The sequence below is a fragment of the Silanimonas sp. genome (assembly GCF_027531545.1).
GTDB lineage: Bacteria > Pseudomonadota > Gammaproteobacteria > Xanthomonadales > Xanthomonadaceae > Silanimonas.
In genome coordinates this window covers 178,928-205,223 of record NZ_JAPZSC010000001.1, presented here as the reverse complement: position 1 = coordinate 205,223, position 26,296 = coordinate 178,928, and the positions used below count along the sequence as shown (strand labels likewise).

At 70.1% G+C, this 26,296-nt stretch carries 17 protein-coding genes; 12 read left to right on the top strand and 5 right to left on the bottom strand.

All coding sequences use genetic code 11. The features are described from left to right. Positions 1-125: 125 nt before the first annotated feature. The 4 genes from sucC (at position 126) to O9280_RS00855 (ending at position 5,864) form a co-directional block, all read left to right on the top strand. Positions 126-1,286 (top strand): ADP-forming succinate--CoA ligase subunit beta, encoded by a 1,161-nt coding sequence (gene sucC / locus O9280_RS00870; RefSeq protein ID WP_298337647.1) that lies wholly within the window; start codon positions 126-128, stop codon positions 1,284-1,286. Between the two features lie 22 nt (positions 1,287-1,308). Next, a complete protein-coding gene (sucD, locus tag O9280_RS00865) occupies positions 1,309-2,184 on the top strand; it encodes a succinate--CoA ligase subunit alpha (RefSeq protein WP_298337644.1) in 876 nt (291 codons plus the stop codon). Positions 2,185-2,274: 90 nt separating this feature from the next. Beyond that, the gene (locus tag O9280_RS00860; protein WP_298337641.1) at positions 2,275-4,230 is read left to right on the top strand and encodes an acyltransferase family protein; all 1,956 of its coding nucleotides are present in this window, start codon (positions 2,275-2,277) and stop codon (positions 4,228-4,230) included. Beyond that, the gene (locus tag O9280_RS00855) at positions 4,230-5,864 is read left to right on the top strand and encodes an NAD+ synthase (protein WP_298337638.1); all 1,635 of its coding nucleotides are present in this window, start codon (positions 4,230-4,232) and stop codon (positions 5,862-5,864) included. Before O9280_RS00860 ends, O9280_RS00855 begins: the two co-directional genes overlap by 1 nt. A 64-nt stretch (positions 5,865-5,928) precedes the next feature. On the opposite strand, the gene O9280_RS00850 is transcribed toward O9280_RS00855, so the two are convergent. Next, complete coding sequence (locus O9280_RS00850) at positions 5,929-6,768, bottom strand: outer membrane protein assembly factor BamD (protein ID WP_298337635.1); 840 nt, start codon at positions 6,766-6,768, stop codon at positions 5,929-5,931. Positions 6,769-6,852: 84 nt separating this feature from the next. On the opposite strand from O9280_RS00850, the gene rluD reads away from it, so the two are divergent. The 5 genes from rluD to clpB all read left to right on the top strand — a co-directional run bounded on the left by rluD (position 6,853) and on the right by clpB (position 14,806). Continuing rightward, on the top strand, positions 6,853-7,875 hold the full coding sequence (gene rluD, locus O9280_RS00845) for a 23S rRNA pseudouridine(1911/1915/1917) synthase RluD (RefSeq protein ID WP_298337632.1): 1,023 nt from the start codon (positions 6,853-6,855) through the stop codon (positions 7,873-7,875). Between the two features lie 28 nt (positions 7,876-7,903). Next, positions 7,904-8,692, top strand: coding sequence for a peptidoglycan editing factor PgeF (gene pgeF, locus O9280_RS00840; RefSeq protein WP_298337629.1), 789 nt, complete (start codon positions 7,904-7,906; stop codon positions 8,690-8,692). A 170-nt stretch (positions 8,693-8,862) separates the two neighbouring features. Continuing rightward, positions 8,863-10,971 (top strand): S8 family serine peptidase, encoded by a 2,109-nt coding sequence (locus O9280_RS00835; RefSeq protein WP_298337626.1) that lies wholly within the window; start codon positions 8,863-8,865, stop codon positions 10,969-10,971. Between the two features lie 115 nt (positions 10,972-11,086). Further along, entirely contained in the window at positions 11,087-12,061 is a 975-nt protein-coding gene (locus tag O9280_RS00830) for a tetratricopeptide repeat protein (RefSeq protein ID WP_298337623.1), read from the top strand. Positions 12,062-12,223: 162 nt separating this feature from the next. Then, positions 12,224-14,806 (top strand): ATP-dependent chaperone ClpB, encoded by a 2,583-nt coding sequence (clpB, locus tag O9280_RS00825; protein WP_298337620.1) that lies wholly within the window; start codon positions 12,224-12,226, stop codon positions 14,804-14,806. A gap of 18 nt (positions 14,807-14,824) precedes the next feature. Here clpB and O9280_RS00820 read toward each other — a convergent pair whose 3' ends face one another. Further along, positions 14,825-16,561: a 3-hydroxybutyrate oligomer hydrolase family protein gene (locus O9280_RS00820; RefSeq protein WP_298337617.1), complete on the bottom strand. Its 1,737-nt coding sequence runs from the start codon at positions 16,559-16,561 to the stop codon at positions 14,825-14,827. Positions 16,562-16,646: 85 nt separating this feature from the next. Here O9280_RS00820 and O9280_RS00815 point away from each other — a divergent pair, with 85 nt between their 5' ends. Beyond that, positions 16,647-17,441, top strand: a complete 795-nt coding sequence (locus O9280_RS00815) for a 3-hydroxybutyrate dehydrogenase (RefSeq protein WP_298337614.1) — start codon at positions 16,647-16,649, stop codon at positions 17,439-17,441. Positions 17,442-17,458: 17 nt separating this feature from the next. Beyond that, positions 17,459-18,100 carry a response regulator transcription factor gene (locus O9280_RS00810; protein WP_298337611.1) on the top strand — a complete coding sequence of 214 codons (642 nt, stop codon included), beginning with the start codon at positions 17,459-17,461 and terminating at the stop codon, positions 18,098-18,100. A 38-nt stretch (positions 18,101-18,138) separates the two neighbouring features. Here O9280_RS00810 and O9280_RS00805 read toward each other — a convergent pair whose 3' ends face one another. Genes O9280_RS00805 through O9280_RS00795 form a run of 3 tightly spaced genes read right to left on the bottom strand, consistent with a single transcriptional unit; the run spans position 18,139 to position 24,795 of the window. After that, positions 18,139-21,459 carry a PAS-domain containing protein gene (locus tag O9280_RS00805; protein WP_298337608.1) on the bottom strand — a complete coding sequence of 1,107 codons (3,321 nt, stop codon included), beginning with the start codon at positions 21,457-21,459 and terminating at the stop codon, positions 18,139-18,141. Positions 21,460-21,496: 37 nt separating this feature from the next. After that, on the bottom strand, positions 21,497-22,519 hold the full coding sequence (locus tag O9280_RS00800; RefSeq protein ID WP_298337605.1) for a PHB depolymerase family esterase: 1,023 nt from the start codon (positions 22,517-22,519) through the stop codon (positions 21,497-21,499). An 8-nt stretch (positions 22,520-22,527) separates the two neighbouring features. Next, on the bottom strand, positions 22,528-24,795 hold the full coding sequence (locus O9280_RS00795; protein ID WP_298337602.1) for a TonB-dependent receptor: 2,268 nt from the start codon (positions 24,793-24,795) through the stop codon (positions 22,528-22,530). Between the two features lie 153 nt (positions 24,796-24,948). On the opposite strand from O9280_RS00795, the gene O9280_RS00790 reads away from it, so the two are divergent. After that, positions 24,949-26,262, top strand: coding sequence for a hypothetical protein (locus O9280_RS00790; RefSeq protein ID WP_298337599.1), 1,314 nt, complete (start codon positions 24,949-24,951; stop codon positions 26,260-26,262). The last annotated feature ends 34 nt before the right edge of the window (positions 26,263-26,296 follow it).

The window sequence follows — 26,296 nt, the reverse complement described above, 5'->3', positions numbered from 1 at the left end:
CGCCGCGTTTTGCCTTCCCCGCCCCGAGCGACGACAATACGCGCCCCGTCGGCGGGCGCATCCCGAATCGCCACCCCGATGGCCCTCATCCCCGCGGCACCGTGCCGCCCTGACCCAGGTGTCCCATGAATTTCCACGAGTACCAGGCCAAAGAGCTGTTCGCCGAGGTCGGCATTCCCGTTCCCGCCGGCCAGATCGCCCGCACCGCCGATGAAGCCGTCGAGGCCGCCAAGGCGCTCGGGGGCGACTTCTGGGTGGTCAAGGCGCAGATCCACGCGGGTGGCCGCGGCAAGGCCGGTGGCGTGAAGCTCTGCAAGAGCCTCGATGCCGTGAAGGAAGCCGCTGCAGGCTTGCTGGGCCGCAAGATGGAAACCTACCAGTCGGGTGGCCGCGCGCTGCCGATCGACGTGGTGCTGGTGACCGAGGCTTCGGACATCGCGAAAGAGCTGTACATCTCGGCCCTCGTGGACCGCGCGACGCAGTCGATCACCTTCATCTGCTCCGCTGAAGGCGGCGTGGAAATCGAGAAGGTCGCGGCCGAGACGCCGGAACTGATCCACTCGGTGCACGTGAATTTCGTGGAAGGCCTGCAGCCCTACCAGTGCCGCCAGGTCGGCTTCGCGATGGGCTTGAACGCCAAGCAGTGCGGCCAGCTCACCAAGATCATGCTTGGCCTGTTCACCCTGTTCAACAAGTACGACTTGTCGATCATTGAGCTGAACCCGCTCGCCATCAACACGCACGGCGACCTGATCGCGCTCGACGGCAAGGTGAACTCCGACGACAACGCCGACTTCCGCCAGCCGAAGACCACGGCCATGCGCGACATCGCGCAGGAAGACGAGGCCGAGGTGCTGGCCGTCAAGTACAACCTCAACTACGTGACGATGGACGGCAACATCGGCTGTCTCGTCAACGGCGCGGGCCTCGCGATGGCCACGATGGACGTCATCCAGTTGAACGGCGGTTCGCCGGCCAACTTCCTCGACGTCGGCGGCGGCGCCACCAAGGAGCGCGTAACCGAGGCCTTCAAGCTCATCCTGAGCTCGGACAAGGTCAAGGCGATCTTCGTCAACATCTTCGGCGGCATCGTCCGCTGCGACATGATCGCGGAAGGCATCATCGCCGCGGTCAAGGAAGTGGACGTCAAGGTGCCGGTGATCGTGCGTCTCGAAGGCACCAACGTCGAGAAGGGCAAGGAACTGCTGAAGAACTCGGGCCTCGCGATCCAGCCGGCCGACGACATCAACGACGGCGCGAAGAAAGCCGTCGCCGCCGCTGCCTGATCACGACACCAAGGAATCGAACATGAGCGTTCTCGTCAACAAGAACACCAAGGTGATCGTGCAGGGCTTCACCGGCCAGCAGGGCACTTTCCACGCCGAGCAGATGCTCGACTACGGCACCAAGGTCGTCGGCGGCGTCACGCCCGGCAAGGGCGGCACCACGCACATCGGCCTGCCGGTCTTCAACACGGTGCAGGACGCGGTCGATGAGACCGGCGCCGACGCCTCGGTCATCTACGTGCCGCCGCCGTTCGCGGCCGACGCCATCCTCGAAGCGGCCGCCGCCGGCATCCGCCTGATCGTCTGCATCACCGAAGGCATCCCGGTGCTCGACATGCTGCGCGTCAAGCACGTGCTGGCGCAGTGCGACGACGTCGTGCTGATCGGCCCGAACTGCCCCGGCGTGATCACGCCCGGCGAATGCAAGATCGGCATCATGCCGGGCCACATCCACATGCCGGGCAAGATCGGCATCGTGTCGCGCTCGGGCACGCTGACCTATGAAGCCGTGAAGCAGACCACCGACGCCGGCCTCGGCCAGTCGACCTGCATCGGCATCGGCGGCGACCCGATCAACGGCACCAACTTCATCGACGCCCTGCAGCTGTTCCAGGACGACCCGCAGACCGAAGGCATCATCATGGTCGGCGAGATCGGTGGTTCGGCGGAAGAAGAAGCGGCCGAGTTCATCAGCGAGTACGTGACCAAGCCGGTCGTCGGCTTCATCGCTGGATCCTCGGCCCCTCCGGGCAAGCGCATGGGCCACGCTGGCGCCATCGCTTCGGGCGGCCAGGGAACGGCGGAAGGCAAGTTCGCCGCGCTCGAGAAGGCCGGCGTCGTCACCGTGAAGTCGCCGGGCGATCTCGGTGCGGCCATCGCCAAGCTGCTGAAGAAGTAAGGGCCGCGGCGCGGAAGCGCCGGGGTTCGTGAGTACCGGAGGCCGCCCGCAGGGGCGGCCTTCGTGTTTTCGTTGACGTAGACTCGCGGCATGGAGACAACGATGGCGCCGCGTGCGTCGATGACGTACCGGGCGGATATTGACGGGCTGCGGGCGCTCGCCGTCATGTTGGTTGTCCTCGCGCATGCGGGCGTACCTGGCTTTGGCGGCGGGTTCTTCGGCGTCGATGTCTTTTTCGTGATCTCGGGGTTCCTGATCACCGGCCTCCTCGTCGACGAGTTCCGCACAACGGGCAGGTTCGATGCCGCCCGCTTCTATGAGCGTCGCGTAAGGCGCCTGCTGCCCGCGTTTGCGATCGTGATGGCGACGACGCTTGCGCTCGCTGCGATCCTTCTCAGTCCCGCGGAGTTGGCCCGGCATGCGAAGGAAGCCTCGTGGGCCGCGGCATGGATGGCGAACATCCATCAAGTCTGGTCGGACACCAGCTACTTCGGCGAGACGCGGGAGTCCGGCCTTTTCCTCCATGCGTGGTCGCTCAGCGTCGAAGAGCAGTTCTACTTGCTCTGGCCGATCCTTCTGCTCGCGGCGTGGCGTTTGGCTCGGGGGGCGTCAGGACTCCGCCGCTTCGTCCCGCTGGCGACCGTCTTGGCCTTCGCCTGGGGTGTCTGGCGTGCCCACATCGACCCGCTGTCCGCCTACTTCCTGCCGGATGCCCGCGCCTGGCAGCTGATGCTCGGCGCGTGCGCCTTTCTCTGGGTCGATACCCGCCGCCCCTCCGGGTCAGGCCGCTGGTTCGGCGTCCTCGGGTTGATCCTCGTCGTTTCCGCGGCGGTTGGATTCGACAAATCCTCCGGCAACCTCATGTTGCTCGCGGCACTTCCGGCTTTCGGCGCAGCGTTGCTGCTGGTTGCCGGAGCGGGCGGTGTTGGCCGCGTCACCAGTGCTTTGGGTTCGCGCTGGCCCGTCGCTGTCGGTCGCGTCTCTTACGGCTGGTACCTCTGGCATTGGCCCGCGCTGATCTTCGCGGCGCTGCTTGCGCCCGACAACCTCTTGGTGCGTGCGCTCGCCGTGCTCGGCTCGTTTGCAGCCGCCGTTGGCATGTACCACTGGCTTGAGCGCCCAATCCGGAAGCGCAGCGCTGATCGGCCTAGTCGCGTGGTTCTCGCTGGCGCGATGGGCTCGATCGCATTGGCGTTGCTTGCTCTTTGGATCTCGCGCGTGACCGTTCAGCCCGAGGAGGGTGGACATGCGGCTCTACATCCGATCCAGGCCTTGGCCGTCGCGCCCGAGTACAACCACTATGGCTGCGATGACTGGTACCGGTCGTCCGAGCTCCGCCCGTGTTTCGTCCCACCCCAGACGGCGGGGGCTCCGACGGTGATCGTTACTGGCGACAGCATCGGTCTGCAGTTCTTCCCTGCGTTTCGTCAGATCTTCGCGGCGCGAGGTTGGAATCTCATCATCGTGACGAAGTCCGCCTGCCCGATGGTGGACCGCCCCTTCTACTACGCGCGGATCGGAAGGGAGTTCACCGAGTGTTCCCAATGGCGCGCGTCGGTAGCCGAGTTCATTCGCGATTTCGACCCAAACCTCGTTCTGGTCGGCTCGGCGGGCGACTACCCCTTCGACGCGGAACAATGGCGCAGCGGCACCGAAGACTTTCTCCGCTCCATCGCAGGCGAGGGGCGGGAGGTCATTTTGCTGGGCCCAACGCCAATGCTGCCCTTCGACGGCCTCCAATGTCTGATGCGACACCACCATGAGGCTCCTGACGCCGTCGATTCGCCTGAGTGTTCGGTCACCCTCGTCGATGCAGAGTGGCGCGGAGTGAACGGAGCGCTTCGTGCAGCAGTCGAGGCCGTTCCAGATACGCGCTTCGTGGACCTTTCGGCTCTTCCCTGTCCCGAAGGCGTTTGCTCTGCATGGAACCGCGGCCAACTCGCGTTCCGTGACTCGCAGCATCTCAACCCGCCATTCGCGCTCACACTCGCCCCGGAGCTTGAGCAACTCCTCGACATTCAAGAGGCATTGGAGTCCTCGCAGTGATGCTGCGCCTCGCCCTCGCCCAGTTCGACTGCCCCGTCGGTGCCGTCGCCGCCAATGCCGACCGCGTGATCGCGTGGATCGCCGAAGCGCGCGACACGCATCGCGCCGACCTCGTCGTGTTCCCCGAGCTGACGCTCTCCGGCTACCCGCCGGAAGACCTGCTGGAGCGCCCCGGCTTCCTCGCCGAGTGCGCCGCGCAGCTGCAGCGCGTGGCCGAGGCCTGCAGCGGCGGCATCACGGCGGTGGTCGGTTGGCCCGAGGCCGTGGGCGGTGTGGTGTTCAACGCGGCCAGCGTGCTGCGCGACGGGCGCGTCGAAGCGACCTATCGCAAACGGAAACTGCCGAACTACGCCGTGTTCGACGAGCGCCGGCATTTCGCCCCGGGCCACGAGGACTGCGTGGTCGAGGTGGCCGGCGTGCCGGTGGGCGTGATCGTCTGCGAAGACCTCTGGCACCCGGAGCCGATCGCCGCGACGGTGGCCGCCGGCGCTCGATTGGTGGTGGTGCCGAACGCCTCGCCCTTCGAGCGCGACAAGCTGGCCGACCGCGACGCCCTTCTGGCGACGCGCACGGCCGAAGCGCGCACGGCCATCGCCTACCTCAACCTCGTGGGCGGGCAGGATGAACTGGTGTTCGACGGCGCCTCGGTGCTGGCCGACGCCGATGGCCGCCTGCATCCGGCCGCGCGCGCCTTCGAGGACCAGTGGCTGGTCACGGATTTCGACGCCGCGAGCGGCCGCTTCGCGCCCGTGCATTGGCCGGCGGAAGACGACGAGTCGCGCGAGTCGCTGGCCTACCGCGCCGCCGTTCGTGGCCTGCGCGACTACTGCGGCAAGAACGGTTTCAAGACGGCGTGGCTCGGGCTCTCGGGCGGCATCGACTCCGGGCTGGTGCTGGCGATGGCGGTCGACGCGCTGGGCGCGGCGAACGTCACCGCCGTGCGCCTGCCCTCGCGCTACACCTCCGACCTGTCGAACGACCTCGCCGCCGAGCAGGCCGCGGCACTGGGCGTGCGGCTGGAGACCGTCGCGATCGAAGCACCGTTCGAGGGATTCCTCACGGCCCTCGGGCCGCTGTTCGACGGCCTCGCGCCCGACGTGACCGAGGAGAACCTGCAGTCGCGCTGCCGCGGCGCGCTGATGATGGCTTTGGCCAACAAGAAGGGTGGCCTGCTGCTGACCACCGGCAACAAGAGCGAGTACGCGGTCGGCTACGCCACCATCTACGGCGACATGTGCGGCGGCTACGCGCCGATCAAGGACCTCTACAAGATGGAGGTGTTCGCGCTGGCGCGCTGGCGCAACGCGCGGCAGCCGGCGGGCTCGCCGCCGGCCATCCCGGAGACGGTGATCACCCGGCCGCCGTCGGCCGAGCTGCGCGAGAACCAGACCGACCAGGATTCGCTGCCGCCCTACGCGTTGCTCGACGCCATCCTCGAAGCGCACATCGAAGGCCGCGAGGGCCGTGAGGCCCTGCTGGCCCGGGGCTTTCCGATCGAGTCCGTCGATCAGGTGCTGCGCCTGGTCCGCATCAGCGAGTGGAAGCGCCGCCAGGCCGCGCCGGGGCCGAAGCTCTCGCGGCGCGCGTTCGGCCGCGAGCGCCGCTACCCGATCACCAACGGCTGGCGAAGCTGAGGCCGGAAACGCGAAGACCGCCCGGAGGCGGTCTTCGTCGGTACCGATTGAGGCCCGCGAGCCGTCAGCGGCCCGCGGCGAACGGATTCAGCTGACCCCAGAGGCCGCCGCGCTCCGGCCAGTCGCCGCTGAGGTAGGGGTGCTCGGGGTAGTTCTTCTCCAGCACGCGGCGGGCGTCGGCGGCGAGGTCGTCCTGGCCGAGTGCGGCATGGCTGGAGGCCAGCAGGGCGATGCCGTCGGCCTCGAACTCGCTCTGCGGGTAGGTTTCCAGCAGGTACTTCGCGCGATTGATGGCCGACACGTAGGCGCCGCGGCGGTGGTAGTACAGGCCGGTGGTCGCTTCGTGGCGGGCCAGGAAGTTCTTCAGGTAGACCATGCGCTGCCGCGAATCGGCGGCGTAGCGGCTGCTCGGGTAGCGGCGCAGCAGCTCGGCGAAGGCCTCGAAGCTGGCTTGCACGCGGGTGAGGTCGCGGGCCGACATGTCGGCGCGGGCGATCCGCTGCAGGAAGGAGCTGTCGCGATCGAAGCCGTTCAGCGCGCGCAGGTAGTACGCATAGTCGATGGCCGGGTGCGTCGGGTAGGTGCGGACGAAGCGGTCCAGCGTCGAGGTGGCGTCCTCGTGCTTGCCCTGCTTGTACTGCGCGTAGGCCAAGTCGAGCTGGGCCTGCTCGGTGTAGGGGCCGAAGGGGAAGCGGCCGGTCAGGCGGGTCAGGTAAAGCTCGGCGCGCGAATAGTTGCCGCCTTCACGCGATTCGCGGGCTTCGGCATACAGGGCCTCGACCGGGAGGGTCTCGGTGTCCGGTTCGCCACCGCCGAACCAGCCCTTCATGGTCTGGCAACCGGTGGTGCCCAGGGCCAGCAGCGACAGGAGGGCGAGGCGGGTCAGGACGCGCGTGGACGGCATGGACGGCACGGAACGGGCACCAGCGGGGTTCAGGACGGTCGATAATAGCGGAATCCCCTGAATCGCCGCCGAGCCGTCCCGCCCATGACCCTTCCCCATTCCGGCCGCCCGGACACCGACGACGCTCGCGCCGAGGACGAACGTGAACTGCTAGAGGCCGTGGTGCCGCTGGAACACGCCGGCCGCCGCTTCGACCAGGTCCTGGCCGACCTGTTCCCGGACTTCTCGCGCTCCCGCCTGACCGGCTGGATCAAGTCCGGCGAAGCCCTGCTGGACGGCGCGGAAGCCAAGCCCAAGCAGGCCCTGCGCGGCGGCGAGACCGTCACCGTGTGGGTGACGCCCTCGATCGAGACGACGGCCGAGCCCGAGGCCATCGCCCTCGACCTCCGCCATGCCGATGACGAGGTGATCGTGCTGAACAAGCCGGCCGGCCTCGTCGTGCACCCCGGCGCCGGTAATCCGCGCGGCACGCTGGTGAACGCGCTATTGCACTTCGACCCGAAGCTGGCCGAGCTTCCGCGGGCCGGCATCGTCCACCGCCTCGACAAGGACACCTCCGGCCTGATGGTCGTGGCGCGCAGCCTGCGGGCCCACGCGTCGCTCGTGGAGCAGCTCTCGAACCGCGAGGTGCACCGGCAGTACCTCGCCGTGGCCTGCGGCGCGATGGTGGCCGGCGGCACGGTGGATGCGCCCATCGGCCGCCACCCGACCGACCGCATCCGCCAGGCGGTGAACGAGAGCGGCCGCGAGGCCGTCACCCACTACCGCGTGCGCGAACGCTTCCGCAGCCACACGTTGGTGGAATGCCGCCTCGAGACCGGGCGCACCCACCAGATCCGTGTGCACATGGCGCATGTGCGCCATCCGCTGGTGGGCGATCCGCTGTACGGCGGCAACCTGCGCCTGCCGAAGGGCGCCACCGAAGCCCTCGTCGAAGGACTGCGCGGCTTCAAGCGCCAGGCCCTGCACGCCGAATCGCTGGCCTTCGTGCACCCGGCCAGCGGAGAGACGCTGCGCTTCGAGGCCGGCATGCCCGACGACATGCTCGCCCTGCTGGCGCAGCTGCGCGAGGACACCGCGGAAGCGGCGAGCAAGGGCATCAAGTGATGGCGATGGTCGGCACGGCGCGGCGCTGATGGACGTCGCGCCGCCATTCTTCGAGTTTGCCGACTGGCCGGCGCCACCCGGTGTGCGCGGCGGCTCGACCCGGCGCCTTGGTTTGGGCGCGTCACCGCCGCCCTTCAACACCTTGAACCTCGGTGGCCATCGTGCGGCCGATGGTGATGCGGCGGAGCACGTGCTCGCGAACCGCGCGGCCCTGCGTGAGGCGCTTGGGCTGCCTTCCGCGCCGCGCTGGCTGCGTCAGGTGCACGGCACGGCGGTGTTCGATGCCGACACGGGCGCGGTTGATGGCGCGCTGGTGCCGGCGAGCGGCGAGGAACCCGAGGCCGATGCCGCGGTGACGCGACGCGCAGGCGTGGTGCTGGCGGTGATGCATGCCGACTGCCTGCCGATGCTGCTGTGCTCGGACGACGGTGCGGTGCTTGGCGCTGCGCATGCGGGATGGCGTGGCCTCGCGGCGGGCGTCGTCGAAGCGACGGTTGCTGCGATGCGCGTGCCGGGCGAACGCGTGATCGCTTGGCTCGGCCCGGCGGCGGGGCCCGCGAACTATGAGGTCGGCGAAGAAGTGCGCGCGGCCTTCGTCGATGGCGATGCGGGTGCAGCTGTCGCGTTCACCGCGACGCGCCCCGGCCATTGGCGTGTCGATCTGTACGCGCTCGCGCGCCGACGCCTCGCGCGGCTGGGCGTGGCGCGCGTGCACGGCGGTGGACGCTGCACGATCGGCGAGCCGCACGCGTTTTTCTCGCATCGCCGCGATGCGCGCACCGGCCGCATGGCCAGCCTGCTCTGGCGCGTTTCCTGATGAAGCCCATGCTGCGCCGCACTCGGCCCGTGCGCGCCATCGCAGAAAAACCGTGATGGCGGGCGCGCTGCAACCCGCGAACTGAGACGTAGCGCAGCAGTTGACAGTGCTTGGCTTTCGCGCGGCGGGCGGAAGCGCAGCCTGCGCGGCATCCGAACCGGAGTCCCGCCATGACCGCCGTCCGCCCTGTCGCTCTCGCCTTCGCTGCTCTGTTCGTCGCGGCGGGAGCTTCCGCGCAGTCGGCCACGCCGACGCCGGAGATCGCCGGCTTCATCGTCACGTATGCGCCCGGCACGGCGGAAGCCGCCAACGCGAACATCGCGGCGCGGCGCCTCGCTGACGCCAGCCGCCAGGTCGCGCGCTCGGGCCTGATGGCGAAGCGCGGCCCCTCGGCCGGCCTCGGCTACCAGCGCCGTCTTTCCGTGGGTGGCGATGTGCTGCGTGCGACGCGCCTTCTGGCCCTCGACGAAGCGGCGGCCGCGCGCGCCGCACTCGCGGCCCAGCCGGGCGTGGCGCGCGTCGAGTACGACTACGTGCTGCAGGCCAGCCTGCGCCCCAATGACACACGCTACGCCGAGCAGTGGGCGATGACGGACGCCGATGCCGGCCTGCGCGCCGAAGCGGCGTGGGACCTCTCGACGGGCACCGGCGTGATCATCGGTGTGCTGGACACCGGCCTCGCGCGTCACACCGACCTCGATGCCAATGTGGTGCCGGGCTACGACTTCATCACCAGCGTCACCACGGCGGGCGACGGCAATGGCCGCGACGCCGACGCGAGCGACCCGGGCGATTTCGCCAACGGCCGCAATTCGAGCTGGCACGGCACGCATGTCGCAGGCATCGCTGCGGCGCGCGGCAACAACGCCGCCGGCATCGCCGGCCTCGCCTTCAGCGCGAAGGTGATGCCGGTGCGCGTGCTCGGTCGCGGCGGCGGCACCACTTCCGACATCGCCGACGCCATCGTCTGGGCTTCGGGCGGCGCCGTCGCCGGCGTGCCCACCCTTTCCGCCGCGAATGCGGCCGACGTGCTCAACCTCTCGCTGGGCGGCCCCGGCACCTGCACCAGCGCCCTGCAGTCGGCCATTGCCAGCGCGGCCTCGCGCGGCGTGCCGGTGGTGGTGGCGGCGGGCAACGATGCCCGCGACGCCGGCGGCTACACGCCGGCGAACTGCCCGGGCGTCATCACCGTGGCGGCCGTGGGGGCGAACAGCGCCCGTGCCTCGTTCTCGAACTTCGGCGCGGTGGTGGATGTCGCCGCGCCGGGTGTATCGATCCTCTCGACGGCGAACGCCGGCACGCAGGTGCCGGGTGGTGAGAACTTCCTCGCCTACAGCGGAACCTCGATGGCCGCGCCGTACGTCAGTGCGACGCTCGCGCTGGTGCAGTCCCGCCGGACGGCATTGCGCCTCGCGCCCTTGACCGTGGCGGATCAGGAAGCGCTGCTGAAGCGCAGCACGTATGCCGCAGCGGCGGGTTGCAGCGGCTGCGGTGCCGGCCTGCTGAGCGCGCAAGCGGCGGTGCAGGCGGCGGGCGGCGCGAGCACGACGCCAACCACGCCGACGAACCCCACCACGCCGACGAACCCCACTACGCCGACGACCCCGACCACGCCGGGCACCACCTTCACCCAGACCTTCCTCAACCTGACCGCCAGCACCGGCACGCAGATGCGCACCAGCATCGCCGTGCCGGCCGGCGCGCGCGACCTGCGCATCGAGACCAGCGGTGGCACGGGCAATGCCGACCTGTTCGTCGGGCAGGGCACCGCCCCGACGACCGCGCAGGCCACGTGCAAAGCCAACGCTGCCGGCAACGCGGGCCTGTGCGCCTTCGCCACGCCGGTGGCCGGCACCTACCACGTGCTGATCAATGCCACCGCGGCGTTCAGTGGCATGACCGTGAAGATCAGCTACGTGCAGGGCGGCAGCACCACGCCCGCGACCTTCGCGAACGACACCGACGTCGCCATCCGCGACAACGCGACGGCGGCCAGCCCGATCAACGTCAGTGGTCGCGCGGCGACGCTCTCGGCGCCGGTCACGATCGATTTCGCGTTGAAGCACCCGGCCTCCGGCGAGCTGAAGGTGGAGCTGGTGATGCCCGATGGCCTCGTGGTGCTGCTGCACAACCGCGCGGGCGGCGCCACGCCCAATCTCGCCGGTCGCATCAGCTTGCAGGCGCCGGGTCGCGCCGCGAACGGCACCTGGACCCTGCGCGTCACCGACCAGGTGACCGGCAACACCGGCCTGATCGATCGCTGGAGCCTCGCGTTCTGAGGCCGGGTCCGGCCCGTGGCTGAACGACACGCGTGGCCATGACGAACGGCAGGGCGACGACGACCGGTTGGTGAGGCGATGCTCGCCTCACTGCCCTTGTCCCCCGGAGTTCGTGATGCGCCTCGCCCCCCTCGCTCTTGGCCTCCTGCTGGCCGGCTTCTCCGCCGCAGCGTTCGCGAACGCCGCCGACATCGAATCCCTGTTGAAGGTCCGCGACCCCGGTGCTCTGGCGAAGGCGCAGGCCTTCGTCGAAGCCAACGAGGCCAACGCGCGCGCCTGGGTGCTGCTGGCCCGTGCGCAGCTGCAGAAAGGCGAGGCTGACGAGGCCGTCGAGAGTGCGGAACAGGCGGTCGAACTGGCGCCGAACGATGCGCAGGCGCAGCTTTGGCTGGGCAACAGCTTGGGCATCCGCATCGGGCAGGTGAACATGCTGCGCAAGTTGACGATGGCGCCGTCGCTGCGTGACGCGTACGAGGCCGCCGTGCGCCTTGATGGCAACCTGCTGCAGGCCCGCAGCGCGCTGATCCAGTACTACCTGTACCCGGCAGCACCCGGTGGCGGCGTGGAGAAAGCGCAGGCGCAGCAGGCGGAGATCGCGCGGCGCAACCCGGCGCGCGGGCATCTCGCGGAAGCGACCATCCAACGCGCCCACTTCAAGGACGACTCGGCGGCGATGCGCGCCATCGATGCCGCCGTGGCCGCGGTGCCGGCGCTGCCGGCCGACGACATCGATACCCGCGTGATGGTGGGCAACAGCCTCGTCGCGCTCGAGCGTTATGCCGATGCCCGAACCTTCTACCTCGCATGGGCGGGCGTCCAGCCGCGGCAGGCGGCGCCGCACTACCAGCTCGGCCGCCTCGCTGCGATCAGCGGGCAATTCCTTGACGAGGGCGGCGCCGGGCTGAAGCGCTACCTCGACGGCGGATTGGCGCGCGGCGAGAACGACCCGGACAACACCAGCGCCTGGTGGCGCCTCGGGCAGATCCAGGCCAAGCAGGGTGATGCCGCGACGGCCCGTGCGTCGTTCCAGACGGCGCTGCGCCTCGATCCCGCCAACACTGAGGCGAAGAAGTCGCTCGACGCGCTCTGAGGAAGGCCGAGGCCCGCGGCCGGATGCAGTCTGCCGGCCTGAACGGTTCGGTGAGGCCGGCTTGAGCCCGATCAAGCCGGCCTTGAATCACCCGGTCATCATCCGCATCTGGAAGCCATCGCGGCCCGCTCCGTGGGCCGCCGCCCCTTTCGGAGACGACCCATGCGGATGGACAAGCTCACCTCCCGCTTCGCCCAGGCCTTGCAGGACGCGCAGTCGCTGGCCCTCGTGCGCGACCACAACCTCATCGAACCCGCGCACCTGCTTATCGCGCTGCTGGACCAGCAGGGCGGCGGCACGCGGCCGCTGCTGGCGCAGGCCGGCGGCAACGTGGTGCTGCTGCGCGAGAAGATCGGCGAGGCGCTCGACAAGCTGCCGAAGGTGACTGGCCAGGCCGGGCAGGTGAACCTCGGCAACGAACTAGCCCGCCTGCTCAATGTGACCGACAAGCTGGCCAGCCAGCGCGGCGACGCCTTCATCGCCAGCGAACTGTTCCTGCTCGCCTGCATCGAGGACGGCGGCGACGCCGGCAAGTTGCTGAAGTCGGCTGGCTTCGACAAGGCCAGGCTCGAAGCGGCCATCCAGAAGATGCGCGGGGGCGAAAAAGTGCAGAGCGAGAACGCCGAGGACCAGCGCCAGGCGCTGGAGAAGTACTGCATCGATCTCACGGCGCGTGCCGAGAGCAGCAAGCTCGACCCGGTGATCGGCCGCGACGAGGAGATCCGCCGCACCATCCAGGTGCTGCAGCGGCGCACCAAGAACAACCCGGTGCTGATCGGCGAGCCCGGCGTCGGCAAGACGGCGATCGTCGAAGGCCTCGCGCAGCGGATCATCAATGGCGAAGTGCCCGAAGGGCTGCGCGGACGCCGCGTGCTCTCGCTCGACATGGGCGCGCTGATTGCCGGGGCCAAGTTCCGCGGCGAGTTCGAGGAGCGTCTGAAGGCCGTGTTGAACGACCTCGCGAAGCAGGAAGGCAACGTCATCCTGTTCATCGACGAGCTGCACACCATGGTGGGCGCCGGCAAGGCCGAGGGCTCGATGGACGCCGGCAACATGCTGAAGCCCGCGCTCGCGCGCGGCGAGCTGCACTGCATCGGCGCCACCACGCTCGACGAATACCGCAAGTACGTCGAGAAGGATGCCGCGCTGGAGCGCCGCTTCCAGAAGGTGTTCGTGGGCGAGCCGAGCGTGGAAGACACCATCGCCATCCTGCGCGGCCTCAAGGAGCGCTACGCCGTGCACCACGGCGTGGAGATCACCGACCCGGCCATCGTCGCCGCGGCCACGCTCTCGAACCGCTACATCGCCGACCGTCAGCTGCCCGACAAGGCCATCGACCTGATGGACGAGGCGGCGTCGCGCATCCGCATGGAAATCGACTCCAAGCCGGAGGAGATGGACCGCAAGGAGCGCCGCCTGATCCAGCTGAAGATCCAGCGCGAGGCGCTGAAGAAGGAGAAGGACGAGGAGTCGAAGCAGCGCCTCGCCGACCTCGAGGCCGAGATCGCCAAGCTGGAGCGCGAGTTCAACGACCTCGAAGAGGTGTGGAAGGCCGAGAAGGCCATCGTCAGCGGCACCACCAAGGTGAAGGAGCAGATCGAGCACCTGAAGCAGGAGCTCGAAGCGGCCCACCGCCGGCAGGACCTCGCGCGTGCGTCGGAGATCCAGTACGGCGCGCTGCCGAAGCTGGAGAAGCAGCTGGCCGATGCGCAGGCCGCCGAGACCAAGGGCTTCACCCTGCTGCAGGACAAGGTGACGGCCGAGGAGATCGCCGAGGTGGTGTCGCGCTGGACCGGCATCCCGGTGAGCAAGATGCTCGAAGGCGAGCGCGAGAAGCTGCTGAAGATGGACGAGGTGCTGGCCGCCCGCGTGGTCGGCCAGCGCGAGGCCGTGCGCGCGGTGTCGGATGCGATCCGCCGTTCGCGCGCGGGCTTGAGCGACCCGAACCGCCCCAACGGCAGCTTCCTGTTCCTCGGCCCCACCGGCGTGGGCAAGACCGAGCTGTGCAAGGCGTTGGCGAGCTTCCTGTTCGACACCGAGGAAGCGATGGTGCGCATCGACATGAGCGAGTTCATGGAGAAGCACTCCGTGGCCCGCTTGATCGGCGCGCCTCCGGGCTACGTGGGCTACGAGGAAGGTGGCTACCTCACGGAAGCCGTGCGCCGTCGCCCGTACAGCGTGATCCTGCTCGACGAGGTCGAGAAGGCGCACCCGGACGTGTTCAACGTGCTGCTGCAGGTGCTCGACGACGGCCGCCTGACGGATGGCCAGGGCCGCACGGTGGATTTCCGCAACACCGTCATCGTGATGACGTCCAACCTCGGCAGCCAGCACATCCAGGAGCTGAGCGGCGAGGGCGACGCGGCCTACATCCAGATGAAGACGGCCGTGATGGGCGTGGTGCAGTCGCACTTCCGCCCGGAGTTCATCAACCGCCTCGACGAGATCGTCGTGTTCCACCCGCTGGGCCGCGAGCAGATCCGCGAGATCGCGCGCATCCAGACCAGTTACCTTGGCAAGCGCCTCGCCGAGCGGCAGATCAAGTTCAGCATCGACGACAAGGCGCTGGACGTTCTGGGCAACGTCGGCTTCGATCCGGTGTACGGCGCGCGGCCGTTGAAGCGGGCGATCCAGCAGCAGATCGAGAACCCGCTGGCGCAGAAGATCCTCGGCGGCGAGTTCGTCGCGGGCGATGCCCTGCAGGTGAGCAGCGAGGGCGGGACGATCACCTTCCGGAAAAACTGAGTCGGATGCGCCGGCGGCCTAGCGCCCCGGCGTACTGATCGTGCGGTCGCCCGGCAGCGGCGCGACTTCGCGCAGGTGGGCCAGCATCGCGTCGAGTGCGGCGTAGGCCTGCGGCATCAGCGGCACGTAGCGGGCGGCCAGCGCCGGATTGCCGAGGAAGGCGTCGAAGTGCTGCGCGCGTTCGATACGCCAGTAGCCGAGGCGCGCGCCGTGCTCGCGGGCGAACGCGGCGTAGGGCGCACTGGTCGTCCACTCGGGCACGAGGCCGTCGTCGAGGCCATGCAGCAGCAGGATCGGCAGGCCGTCGCGCGGCGGCATCGCGCGGGTGGCGGCGATGGCCTCGCGCACGGTGGTGTCGTCCGTCGCCAAAGCGCGCAGTCCGAGCAGGCCTGCCATGCGACCGTTGTCTCCCGGCGGGTCGAGTAGCAACACGCCGTTGCCGGGCGGAATGCCGCTGCTGTCGCTCCACCACAGCGCGGCTTCGGCCGGCGAGGGCGGCACCGGCACACCCTGCGCGTCGCGCACGGCATAGCCGTAGCCCAGCGGCATCGCGTCGGCGGGCGCACGCGCGTAGGCGGAGGTATAGCCCGCCGCCACCGCGCGCCAGAGGTCGAAGGCGACGCTCAAGCTGCCCGCGCGCATCGCTGCGTCGGTCCAGCCGGCGGCTTGCATCGCGGTCCATGCGTTCGTGGCTTGCGCCGCGACGTCATCACCCTCGATCTGCCCGGCGGCGACGAGCGCCGTGCAGCTTGCGGCGTAGGCGGGTGGCATCGCAGCGCCCGGCCGCAGCAGCGCGTCGTCGTCGAAGTGCGGTGCGGCCAGCGCGCAGGGCATCAGCAGCGCGGCGTAGGTGGCGACGTCCAACAGCGGGCGCGCCCCATCGACATGGATGTTCGGCGACACCGCGACGACGCCATGAAGGCGCGGTGCGCCGTCGATGCGGCGTTCGTTGGCCGCTTCGTCACCGGCCGCCCGCAGCACCGCACCCGCCCCGTTCGACACGCCGGCGGCGATGACGATCAATGCATCGGGGTCGATGCCCGTTTCGCGAACGAGCACCTCGCGGCCGAAGGCGGCAGCCTGCAGCACGTGGCGGCCCCAGTCGGCTTCCGGGTGGTCGCCGGAATGGGCGTGCGGCACGTGCACCGCATCGTCGCCGCCTTCGATCGGAACGCGCCGCCAGTCGGTGCCCGCACCCTTGTCGGTGTAGGCGACGGCGCAGCCTTTCGGCAGGCCCCAACCGCCGGCCAGCGCGATCGCGCCGTAGACGCCGCGCGAGCCGGAGGAGGCGGTGACGACCAGGCAGGGGCGTTCGCGGTCGAAGCTGTCGGGCAATTGCAGCAGCAGGCGATGCGGGTGCTTCGCGCCCGGCACGGTCGCGCTGCCGTGGAATTCGTGGCCCGGCACCGGCCGGAGATCACCGTAGGCCGTGCCTAGGCCGCCCGTCGGGCTCACGTCGGCGATGCCGCGCCAATTCGTCCAGACCGCGCGGCGCCGCAGCTCCGCGAAGGTTGGTGCGGCCGCGTCCGCCAGCGAGGGGATGGGGCCGCGCAGGCCATCGATGCCGAGGCCGGCGGTGAGCAGGTCGTCCCCGTCGCGATGGGCGCTCGTGGTCGGCACCGTCACGGTGTTCGCGATGGCCGGCGCCTCGGCCTGCGCCGCGCCACTGCCCAGCAAGGCCAGCAGCGCGAGAGTCATCGGCTGGATCGCGGCGAGGGCGCGCGGGCGGAAAGGCGAGGGCGAATCGGGGTTCATCGCGGCAGTCTGCGGTCCGGGGGCGGCAGGGCCATCGTACTTTCGTCCAAAGGCCGCGAGGCCCACCGCGCGGCAAGCTGGCGCCATGACTGATCGATTCCCCGAAGGCCGCATCGCGCTCGTGACCGGCGCCACCTCCGGCATCGGCCTCGCCGTCGCCGAAGCCCTGGGCGCCGCCGGCGCGCACGTGCACATCAATGGCCTCGGCAGCAGCGGGCAGATCGCGGCCGCGCTCGCGGCGGTCCGCATGGCCGGTGCGCCGTCCGCTTCGCACCACGTTGCCGACCTGCGCGACCCCGACGCCATCCGCGCGATGATGGCGGCCGTCGGCTCCGTGGACGTGCTCGTCAACAACGCCGGCATCCAGCACACCGCCTCGCTGGCCGAGATGCCCGACGAGCGCTGGGATGCGCTGATCGCGATCAACCTCAGCGCCTGCTTCCACACCATGAAGGCAGCACTGCCCGGCATGGCCGAGCGCGGCTTCGGCCGCGTCATCAACATCGCGTCCGTGCACGGGCTGGTGGCCTCGGTGAACAAGGCGCCCTATGTCGCGGCGAAACACGGCCTGATCGGCCTGACGAAAGTCGCCGCGCTGGAGATGGCCGCGCAGGGCTCGCGCGCCTCGGGCGGTGTCACCGTCAACTGCGTCTGCCCGGGCTGGGTGGAGACGCCGCTGATCGAACCGCAGATCGCCGCGCGCGCCGTCGACGGCGACCGCGATGCCGGCATCCGCGCCCTGCTGGCGGAGAAGCAGCCCAGCCTGCGCATGACCCTGCCGGCGGAGATTGCATCCCTCGCCCTGTGGCTGTGTCGCCGCGAAGCCCACAACCTCAACGGCGCGGCGCTGCCGGTGGATGGCGGGTGGACGGCGCAGTGAGCGGCTAAGCTGCCGCCATGCACCACCTGCTGATCGTCGACGACCACCCGCTCTACCGCCTTGCCCTGCGGCAGACGCTGGCCGCCGGCTTGGCCGGCGCGCGTATCGATGAGGCCGGCGATCTCGCCAGTGCCCAAGCCGCGCTGGCCGAAGCCCCGGACACCGACCTCGTGCTGCTCGACCTGCAGCTGCCCGGTACGCACGGCCTGCTCGCGCTGGGCGAGCTGCGTGCCGCGCATCCGGGCGTGGCGGTGGCGATCCTCTCCGGGCAGGACGACCCCGCCACCGTGCGCCGCGCCCTCGCCATGGGCGCATGCGGCTACCTCACCAAACACGCCGGCACCGAGGAGCTGCATGCCGGCGTGCGTGCCCTCTTGGCCGGCGAGACGTGGATGCCGTCGGCCTTGCGCGAGCTGCTGGCGCGCACGCCGCGCGACGCCGCCTCAGAATCGCTGGCTGCGCGTCTAGCGACCCTTTCGCCGCAGCAGTTGAAGGTGCTGCAGCGCGTCGCCGAAGGGCGGCTCAACAAGCAGATCGCCGATGAGCTCGGCATCCAGGAGCGCACGGTGAAGGCCCATCTCACCGTCGTCTTCGAAAAGCTCGGCGTGCGCAATCGCACGCAGGCGGGCGTGCTGCTGAGCGGGCTGGCCGGGGAGTAGCCGCGGCCGACGCGGGGCGCGCCGCGCCGCGTGGCGACTCAGGCGCGGGCCAATGCGGCCAGCAGTGACTTCAGGCGCAGGGGCTTCAGCGGTTTCGTCAGGGGCGTGGCACCGACGGCCAGCACGGCCTGGCGGACAGCCTCGCCGTGGTCCGCGCTGACGACGATCCCGATGCCGCGCGGATGGCGCAGCGTGAGGGCCTGGTGCAAGGCATCGCCGGTGGCGCCGTCGTCCAAGTGGAAGTCGAGCACCCAGGCCTGTGGCGACAGGGCGGCGGCTTCGCGCAGGGCCTCGTCGGGCGTTGTGGCGGTGCGCACCGTCGCGCCCCAGCTTTCGAGCCACTGACGCGTGGCCTCCAGCACGACGTTGTCGTTGTCGACCACCAGAATCCGCAGCGGCAGGTCCGCCGCGGCAGCGGCGGGCACCGGGGCCGTCGCGGCATGGGTGGATCGAGCGGCGACGCGGGCGACGGTGATCGAGAACACGCTGCCGCGGCCCGGGCGGGAGCGCAATGCGAGCGGAGCGTCGAGCAGTCTTGCGAGACGGTCGGCGATGGCGAGGCCGAGGCCGAGGCCCTGTCCGCCGCGCTGCAGGCGGCGGAACTCCTCGAACACGAGGCGCTGCTGCTCGGGCGCGATGCCGATGCCGCTGTCCCAAACCTCGATGGCCAGCGCGTTCGTTCCGCGTCGGCGCACACCGAGCACGAGTCCACCGCGCGGCGTGTAGCGCACCGCGTTGGCGAGGAAGTTCTGCAGCACGCGGCGCAGCAGTTGCGGGTCGCTGCGCACCCAGGCGGACGTCGGCACGCAGCGCAGCGAGAGGCCCTTCGCCTCCGCCATGACGCCGGCTTCCCGCGCCAACCCGTCGAGCAGCGGTTGCAGCGGCAGGTCGACCGGCTGCGCGGCGAGGCCGCCGGCATCGAGCCGCGAGATATCGAGCAGGCCGCCGAGCAGGTCTTCCGCGGATTCCAATGCGCCGGCGATGCGCGCCACCTGCGGTGCGACGCCCGCGTCCTCGCTGCGCTGCGCCAGCGCATCGGTGAACAAGCGCGCGGCGTGCAGCGGCTGCGTCAGGTCGTGGCTCACGGCGGCGAGGAAGCGCGTCTTGGCCTGGTTGGCGCGCTCGGCTTCCGCCTTGGCCTCCACGAGTTCGCGCGTGCGCTCGTCCACGCGGGCTTCGAGGGTCTCGGCATCGCGGCGCAGCGCGTCCTCGCTGGCGCGGAACACCGTCACGTCGGTGAAGGTGGCGACGAAGCCGCCGCCGGGCATCGGTTCGCCACGGATCTCGATCACCGCATCGCCGATGCGCCGCTCGCTCAAGTACGGCGTGCCGGCGCGCATGTGCGCGAGGCGTTGTTCGAGGCCGCGGGCGACATCGAGATCGCCCGTCAGACCGCGACGCAGGTTGTGTTCCACCAGCGCCGCGACGGGCAGACCCACCTGCAGCAGGCCCTCGGGGTAGCCGAAGATCTCGCGGTAGCGGCGGTTCCACACCACGAGGCGCAGCTCGCGGTCGACGACGCTGATGCCTTGGCTCATGTGCTCGAGCGCCACTTCGAGAAGCTGCTGGTTGAAGCGCAGACCCTGCGTGGCCTCGTCGACGAGTTCCGCCACCTGCTCCGGCGCCGGGCCGCTGGGCTGGCGCAGCGCATCGAGCAGCAGGCGCGCGGAGGAGGCGCCGACGACGGCCGCCAGTTCGCGTTCCACGCGGGCCAACTGCGCCGCGGGCAGCAGTCCGGTGGCCGGCGCATCGCGCAGCGCGGCGTCGAGGCGATCCGTAGCCAGGAAGCGCGAGGCCAGCCGCCTCACCGCGGCGACATCGAGCGGGCCATCACGGCGGTCGCCCGCCGTACCGCGCCAGCTCGCCAGCAGCAGCGGCACGGCGGTGCCCACCAGGAGGCTGGCGGCCACGCCGCGGCTCAAGGGGCTCCAGCCGCCCAGCCCGAACAGGCCGTCCGGCGACAGCCACGCCCATCCGAAGGGCGCGCTGTTCCGGTCGACGAGCGCGAGGCCCATCGGCTCGGCCACGCCCGGCAGCAGCACCCACGCCCAGACCAGGAAGCCTGCGACCAGGCCGGCGATCACCGCCCAGGGCGGCGTCTGCGGCCGCCACAGCGCGAAGCCGACCGCGGGGGCCAGCGTGCCGAGGCCGGAGAACGACAGCGCGCCAAGGTCGGCGAGCGCGCCGTCGTCGCCCAGCACGCGGCTGTAGCCCCAGGCCAGCGCCAGCACCGCGGCGATGGCGAAGCGACGCTGGCGCAGCACGGCACCGCGCAGATCGCCGTCGCCGGCGCGCCAGCCGCCACGCAGGCGCAGCGGCGTGAGCCAGTGGTTGCCGATCATCACGCTGAGCGTCAGCGTGGCGAGGATCAGCATGCCGGTCGCCGCCGACAGCCCGCCGAGGAAGGCGAGCAGGGCCATGCCGGGCGCACCGTCGGCCAAGGGCAGGGCCAGCACGTAGAGATCGGCGGGCACGCCCATGGCGCCCAAGGTGGCTTCGCCCGCCATCGCCAGCGGCAGCACCGGTAGCGCGATCAGCACGAGGTAAAGCGGGAACAGCCAGCGCGCGGTGCGAAGGTGGCCTTCGTCGCGCGCTTCGACGATGCCGACGTGGAACTGGTGGGGCAGTGTCAGCATCGCCAGCGCGCCGAGCAGCACCAGGGCGGGGAAGCCGTCGGTGCCGCCTTCGACGACGGGCAGCGGCGTGTCGGACCAGCCGCCGGGCCGCATCAGCAGCCACAGCCCGAGGCCGAGCATCGCGGCGAGCTTCAGCAGCGATTCCGCCGCCATCGCCAGCACGAGGCCGCGGTTGTGCTCGACGGCCGACGCCCGGCGCGTGCCGAACAGCATCGCGAACGCGCCGAGGGCGATCGCCACGTACAGCGCACTGTCCTGCTCCGGCGGCGCGGCGAGGTCGCTGCCGCGGGTGATGAGGCCATGGCTCATGGCCACGGCTTTCAGCTGCAGTGCGAGGTACGGAACCATGCCGATCACCGCGATGGCGGTGACGGTGGCGGCCAGCGCGGAACTGCGCCCGAGGCGTGTGGCGATGAAGTCGGCCAGGGAAGTGCTGTTGAGCTCGCGCGCGAGTCGGAAGAGCTTCAGCACCACCGGGAAAGCCAGTGCATACAGCAGCAGCGTGCCGAGGAAGGTGGGCGTCAGCGCCCAGCCGGAATCACGCGCCTGCTGCACCGTGCCGAAGAAGGTCCAGCTGGTGCAGTACACCGCCAGCGAGAGCGAGAACACCACGCCCCAATGCTTCGACAGCGCCTGCGGATGGCGTTCGCCCCACACGGCCGTGCCGAACAGCAGGCCCAGCCACAGCACCGCCGCCAGCAGCACGCCCCATTCGTTCAACATGCCAATGGGCCCTCGCGACGCGAGGTGGCGTTCGTGTTCAGCGCGTGCCGGCGAGGCGGTCGAGCACGGCCGCGACGAAGCGGATCTGCCCGCCCGTCCTCAGGTCGTAGTCGGCGCCGCCGTAGCCCCACCAGTCCCAGCATGCTTTCGGATTCAGCGGCATGTAGCTCGATTGCGTCTGAGGATAGACCACGACGACGCGATGCACGTCGGCCCAGCGGTTGAAGCCGGCATCGCGCACGAAAGCCTCGCCCACGGTCTCCTCGTTCTGCTGGCAGCCGTGGAACACCACCAGCACGCCGCAGGCCGCACCGGCGCAGGCCTTCGGTGTGTAGACGAAGCCGGTATCGGCCAAGCCCGCCGCACCGTCGGGTGCCAGTTCGCGTTGGTCGAAGCGGGCCAAGGTGCCGTCGCTGGCCGCTGCGGCGGCCGCGGGCGGTGAAGCTTCGACGCCGAACAGCGCGGCCATCGTTTCTCCGGCCGCATCAATGCGGCAGTCGAGCAGCCACGGGGAAACGGGCTGCTCGCACGGGGCGCCGGCATCCAACGTCGGCCAGCCGTGCCCGAAGGCCCGCTGGTCGTCGAGCGTCACCTTGGCCGAATCGCCCGCGAGGGCGCGGAGCACGTCCGCCGTCACCGGAGCGAGCGACGGCGAGACCAGCGCATCGCCCGTGCCGTGCATGACGAACACGCGGTCGCCGTCGAACGCCGACAGGGGATCGATCGTGCCCTGCGCGGCGCGCTGTTCCGCGCTCGCGACGAGCGTCGCCGTCTCCGGCAGGGCGGGCTGCGCCGTCATGCACGGGCCGAGTGCGATCTCGAGTTGTCCCTGCGCGCAGCCGTAGGGCCCGCCGGCCACAAGCGCCGCGCCGTGCACGCGCGTGTTCAGCGCGACGTGCACCTGGGTGGCCATGTACGCACCGGACGAAAGACCGGCCACGGCCACGCGCGAGGCATCGAGCGTGATCGCAGCCAGCGGCGGTGCCTGCTCGCCGCTGCAGCCCGCGAGGCCGCCGAGCATCGCGGCGAGGACGAGGACCAGCGGGTGGCGGTGGGTCATCGAAGCGCTCAGAAGTCGTAGCGGACCGACAGGCTGTACTGGCGCGGCGCGCCGTAGAAGCCGGTGTAGACGCCGAGCGCCTGCGCGAGGTTGTAGCCCGTCGTCAGGTACTCCTTGTCGGTCAGGTTGGTGCCCTGCAGGGACACCGACCACGGGCCGCCGCTCTGCCAGACGACGCCGGCCGTCACGAGGCCGTAGCCGTCCTGGCTGATCGGCAGGCGGCCGAAGGGTGCAGCCGGCGGCACGTTGCTGCGGATGATTTCGGTCGTGGCCACGACCTCGCTCTGGTAGCTGTAGCCGACGCGCGCGGTGAGTTCACCGGCGTCACCCACGGCCGTGCGCCACTCGAGGTTGATCGCGCCGGAGAACTCCGGGGCGTTGGTGAATTCCTGCTCGTTGGCGATGTCCACGCCGGCGAACAGGAACTCGTCGTACTGGGCGTCCAGCCAGGCGAGGTTGCCGCTGATCGTGAAGGCATCGCTCAGCAGCCACTGGTACTCGGCTTCGAGGCCCTGCACGGTGCCCTTGCCGGCGTTCGTGAAGTCGCCGAAGAAGCCGCCCGCCGGGTTCGCCGTGAACACCGAGAGCTGGATGTCCTCGTACTTGTTGTGGAAGGCGGCGAGGTTCAGGAACAGGCGCTGGTCGAGCAGGCCCATCTTGGCGCCGACCTCGAAGCTGTCCACGACTTCGTCGTCGAAGGGCAGGGCGGAGCGCGGCACCAGCGTCGCCTGCGCGCGGATGTTGTAGCCGCCGGACTTGAAGCCGCGCGACGCGAGGCCGTAGACCATCACGTTGTCGCTGACGTCGAAGTTCAGCGCGATCTTCGGCGAGGTGTTCTTGAAGTTGATGGTGCGGTCGAAGTTCGCCGCGGCCGGGTCGTCGGTGAGCACGGCCGGCGTGCAGTCGCGAAGGGTGGTGAACGCGGCGCTGGTGTAGCAACGGTTCAGCACCTTCGCGCGCTTGTCCTCGTCGGTGTAGCGGGCGCCGACATCGAGCGACAGCCGGTCGCTGAGGTCAAAGGTCCAGTCGGCGTACAGGGCGACGCTCTCGGTGAACACCGTGCCCTGCGTGTCGCCGAAGCTCAGGTTGAAGAAGTTGTTGAGCACCTGGCCGCCGGCCTCGCCATCGAAGGCGTAGAGGCCGATGACGCCGCGCGAGCGGCCGCCGCCGTCCCAGTTCGCCTGCAGCTCGTGGCTCACCTGCTCGTCGGCGTAGAGGGCCCTCACGTCGGCGATCTGGGCGGGCGTGGTGTCGAAGTCGATGTTGGTCTCGGTGTCGCTCTGGCGCTTGGCGAGCACGTACTTCAGCGTCAGGTCCTCGGTGGCGCGCCAGTTCACCGTCGTCGACGCGCCCTCGATGGTCGTGTCGTTGATGTTCGGCAGGCCGTTGCGCACGTCGTAGCGGTCGTTCAGCGGCGGGAACGCGCCCAGGGCCGGGAAGAACGCGGCGTTGAAGCGGTTCGCTTCCAGCATCTGCGCGCCGCGCACGCCGCTCTGGTCGTCGACCATGTCGAAGGCGAACTGGATGTCGAGGTTGTCGTTGACGAAGGCGCCGAGCTGGCCGCGCACCGCGAACACATCCTTGTCGCTGACATCGGCGCCCGTGACGCGGTTCTCGCCGAAGCCGTCGCGATCCAGCTTGGCGACCGCGATGCGGCCGCGAAGGCCGCCGTTCGCCGCGATCGGGCCGCCGATGGCGGCCTTGACGTCGAGCTGGCCGTAGTTCCCCACGGTGACGGAGGCGTTGCCGTCGAATTCGGTGGGCAGGCCGCGCGAGATGTACTTGATGGCGCCGCCGATGGTGTTCTTGCCGTACAGCGTGCCCTGCGGGCCGCGCAGCACTTCGATGCGCTCGACGTCGAACACATCGAGCAGCGCGCCCTGCGGACGGGCGATGTAGACGTCATCGAGGTAGAGGCCGACGCCCGGATCGACGCCCCACAGCGGATCCGCCTGGCCGACGCCGCGGATGAACGTCGTCAGCGTCGAGCTGGAGCCGCGGGCCGCATAGATCGTCAGGTTCGGCACCTGCGCATCGAGGTCGGCGATATCGCGCGTGCCGAGGCGGTCCAGCGCGTCCGCGGTGAAGGCCGTCACCGCGATCGGCACGTCCTGAAGGGTCTCCTCGCGCTTCCGCGCGGTGACGGTGACGGCATCGAGCGTCTTCGCTTGCGACGCGTCTTCGACCGGCGCCGACTGCGCGAAGGCGGCCGGCGTGGCGACGAGGCCCGCGAGCAGGGCGGCGTGGATGGCGGTGCTGAGTGCGCTGCGGAACATCGGTCTTCCCCCAATAGTGTGGAGCGCGCCCCCCGGCGCGGTTGCTGCGCAGACTAGGCCCGGGCCCCGGGGGTAGCACCTGTACGTTCGTCCAATCACGCGCCCCGGAGGCCGCCGCGCATGCTGCCGCCGTCCCGTACGGAGCCCGTCCCGATGCTGAGCGCCCTCGGCCTCGCCCTCGCCCTTGCCTTGCTGATCGTGCTGACCATGCGCGGTTGGAACCTGTTCGTCGCCACGCCGCTGTGCGCTTTGCTGGTCGCCCTGACCTCCGGCATCGCCCTGCTGCCGCCACTGGCCCTCGAGGGGGCACCGAATCTCGTCGGTGCCTACATGGGGGGCTTCACCGGCTTCGTGACGAACTGGTTCTTCATGTTCCTGCTCGGCTCGATCTTCGGGAAGCTGATGGAGGACAGTGGCGCGGCCGATGCGATCGCCGCGGCGGTGATGCGCCATCTGGGCCCATCGCACGCGGCGCTGGCCGTCGTGCTGGCCTGCGCCATCCTGACCTACGGTGGCGTCAGCCTGTTCGTGGTCGCGTTCTCGGTCTACCCGGCGGCGCTCGCCCTGTTCCGTGCCGCCGACCTGCCGCGGCGCTTCATCCCCGCGGCGCTGGCCTTCGGCTCCGTCACCTTCACCATGACTTCGGCGGGTTCGCCGGAAATCCAGAACTGGATTCCGATTCCCTACCTCGACACCACGCCTTGGGCGGCGTGGGAGGCGAGCCTCGTCACGGCGCTGTTCATGGCGGTGGTCGGCCAGCTCTGGCTGGGCTGGATGCTGAAGCGGGCCAAGGCCCGGGGTGAACGCTTCGAATCCCGCGAAGGCGATCCCGGCGAGCTGCGCGCCGATCTCCCGCCACTGTGGGCCGCGTTTCTGCCCACGCTCGTGGTCCTCGGCGTGTCCTTCGCGCTGCACGACGCGTTCGGCGTGTCCGCACTGATCGTCGCGCTGCTCTCGGGTTGCGCGGCCGTCGGGCTCTTGTGCGTGCGCACGTTGCGGCAACCGGCCAAGGCCATCGGCGAGGGCAGCACGGGGGCGTTGATCGCGATCGGCAATACCGCGGCGGTGGTCGGTTTCGGCGCCGTGGCGAAGCTGTCACCCGCCTTCGGCGTGGCCGTGGAGGCGATCACGCACATGCCGGGTTCCGGCGTGGCGACCGCGGCCATCGCGGTGAGCCTGATCGCGGCGATGACGGGCTCGGCCTCGGGTGGCCAGGCCATCGCGCTACCGATCATCGCGCCGATCTTCCTCGCCCAAGGCGTGAATCCGGACCAGCTGCACCGCTCCGTGGCGATCAGCTCGGGCGTGCTGGATTCGCTGCCGCACAACGGCTACGTCGTCACGACCATCCGCGCCATCTGCGGCGAAACCCACAAGGACGCCTACCTGCCGGTCGGCGCCCTGACGGTCATCGTGCCGGGCCTCGGCTTGCTGCTTTGCCTCGGGCTGTTCGCGCTGGGGCTGTGACGGGTTTGCGTTGCGAGGGTCGGCCTGTGGGCGA